The organism is Gordonia sp. (in: high G+C Gram-positive bacteria), assembly GCF_020438995.1.
GTDB lineage: Bacteria > Actinomycetota > Actinomycetes > Mycobacteriales > Mycobacteriaceae > Gordonia.
Map to the genome: position 1 here is coordinate 1 of NZ_JAGQTN010000238.1, position 2,333 is coordinate 2,333.

Here is a 2,333-nt window from a genome sequence, read left to right on the forward strand (position 1 = left end):
CCGGACGGTGGCCGATACTGCGGGTCCTGATGCGTCATGTGCCATCGTCCTCTTCCGGTCGGCTGTCGGCCAACGCGTCGACTGGCCTGACCTTAGACGACATTCCCCGGAAACGCCCGGGTTGTACTCGCATCGATTCGGTATCCGGAGATACTCAACCGGCAACCTCAACCGGATCAGCGGCGAGTTTGTCGCAGAGCGCCTCCAGCGTCTGCAACTCTCGCGCCGTCAGCCGGGATCCGACCAGCGCGGCGACGTCGACGGCATGCCGGCCACCGACTCGGCGTTGCGTCGCGCGACCGTCGTCGGTGAGGAAGAGCAGGACGCCTCGGCCGTCCACCGGGTCGGGTTCTCGGGCGACGAGGCCGCGGTCGACGAGGCGGTCGACGAGGCGGGACAGCGCCGGTTGGCTCAGCAACACATGTTTGTTGAGCTCGCGGGCGCGGACCGGCCCGTCCCACTTCGCCAGGGTGTAGAGGACGTCGTATTCACGCATCGACACCTCCGACCACCTGTCGCCGGCGGAGACCTGTTTCAGTACCGCGGCGTGAGCGGTCAGCAGCGACTCCCAGGCGTCGTTGGCGAGTCTGGTCGTCGAACGTGTCTCTCGGCCGGGCATCAGGCGTCGAGGTAGGGCGATCCACCGGTGACGTTGTCACCGCGATTGGCCCGCGGCCGGGCCTCACGGACGGGACCGTCGCCATAGTGGGCCCGTACCAGAGCGGCGTGCGTGGGGGCGGCGGCCGACTCCGGATCCCGGCGCGCGGCAAGCTCTTTGCGCAGCACCGGAATCACCTCTCCGCCAAGCAGTTCCAGCTGGTTCAGCACCGTCTTGAGCGGCAGACCGGCGTGGTCGATCAGGAACAGTTGTCGCTGATAGTCGCCGAACGCGTCGTGGAAGGTGAGTGTCTTGTCGATGACCTCCTGCGGGCTGCCTACCGACAACGGTGTCGACGACGCGAACTCCTCCAGCGACGGGCCGTGCCCATATACAGGCGCCTCGTTGAAGTAAGGCCGGAACTCGCGGTAGGCGTCCTGGGAGCGTTTGGCGATGTACGCCTGACCGCCGAGTCCGACGATGGCCTGCTTGGCGGTTCCGTGACCGTAGTGTTCGAACCGCTCCCGGTAGAACTCGATCAACTGCCGGGAATGCTCCGTCGGCCAGAAGATGTGATTGGCGAAGTAGCCGTTACCGTAGAACGCAGCCTGCTCGGCGATCTGCGGGGTGCGGATAGAACCGTGCCACACGAATGGCGGCACACCGTCGAGCGGCCTGGGTACCGACGTGAATCCTTTAAGGGGCGTTCGGAATTCGCCTTCCCAGTCGACGACGTCCTCACGCCAGAGGCGGTGCAGCAGATCGTAGTTCTGCAATGCGAGCGGCAACCCCTGGCGGATGTCCTGACCGAACCACGGATACACCGGGGCGGTGTTGCCGCGGCCGATCATCAGATCCATCCGGCCCTTCGAAATGTGTTGGAGCATCGCGTATTCTTCTGCGACGCGAACCGGGTCGTTGGTGGTGATCAGCGTCGTCGACGTGGTCACGACGAGATCCTTTGTGGTGGCGGCGATCGCGGCGAGCAGCGTCGTCGGCGACGACGAGAAGAACGGCGGATTGTGGTGCTCACCGATCGCGAACACGTCCATCCCGACCTCTTCGGTCTTGCGGGCGATCTGCTGTATCGCGTCGATACGCTCCGCCTCGCTCGGCGTCTGCCCGGTGACCGGGTCGCGGGTGATGTCACTGACCGAGAAGACCCCGAACTGCATGATGACTCCTAATGTCGATGCGTTTGCATGTATCTCCAACGCTGTGGCGCCGGTGCTATTCCCGTGGCTGTCCTAAACCCCACCGCTGCGGGTCGGCATCGCAATTATTGTGATGCCGACCCGCAGCGGTGGGGTTTAGGACGGACGGGCGTGCGGAGGCGTGGTCCGGCGTGGTCGCAGGGGGGTGGCCGGCAGGGTGGGCGCGGGCAGCCAGGACATGTCCGCCGCATTGCGGTTCGGTCCGCCGTGCCCGATGTAACCGTCGACGCGCCCGAACCGGTCTCCCCCGGCCTGCCACTCGTCGCGGAACCGCTGGATCTCCTCCGACGAGCGGCCCAGGAAGTTCCAGAACATCACCAGTTCCTCGGCGAACGGGGTACCACCGAGCAGCACCAAGCGCGCGGCGGCATCGCCGTCGTTGGTGACCCGCAGCGTCCGTGCCCCGATTCCGGTGTAGCCGATGGCGTCCTTGGGGACCGGTACGCCTTCGAGCGATACCGCGGCACCTGTGTCGACGAGCAGTCCGTGCTCGAAATCGGGGTCGACGTCGAGGGTGATGC

The 2,333-nt window shown here is 65.8% G+C and carries 3 protein-coding genes; all 3 read right to left on the minus strand.

Annotated features, from left to right (window positions below; genetic code table 11):
- Positions 1-154: 154 nt before the first annotated feature.
- Positions 155-619 carry a MarR family transcriptional regulator gene (locus KDB67_RS16730; protein WP_291017950.1) on the minus strand — a complete coding sequence of 155 codons (465 nt, stop codon included), beginning with the start codon at positions 617-619 and terminating at the stop codon, positions 155-157.
- Positions 619-1,773: a CE1758 family FMN-dependent luciferase-like monooxygenase gene (locus KDB67_RS16735; protein ID WP_291017952.1), complete on the minus strand. Its 1,155-nt coding sequence runs from the start codon at positions 1,771-1,773 to the stop codon at positions 619-621. Before KDB67_RS16735 ends, KDB67_RS16730 begins: the two co-directional genes overlap by 1 nt.
- A gap of 135 nt (positions 1,774-1,908) precedes the next feature.
- The coding region (locus KDB67_RS16740) for a pirin-like C-terminal cupin domain-containing protein (protein WP_291017954.1) at positions 1,909-2,333 on the minus strand (425 nt) is incomplete at its 5' end.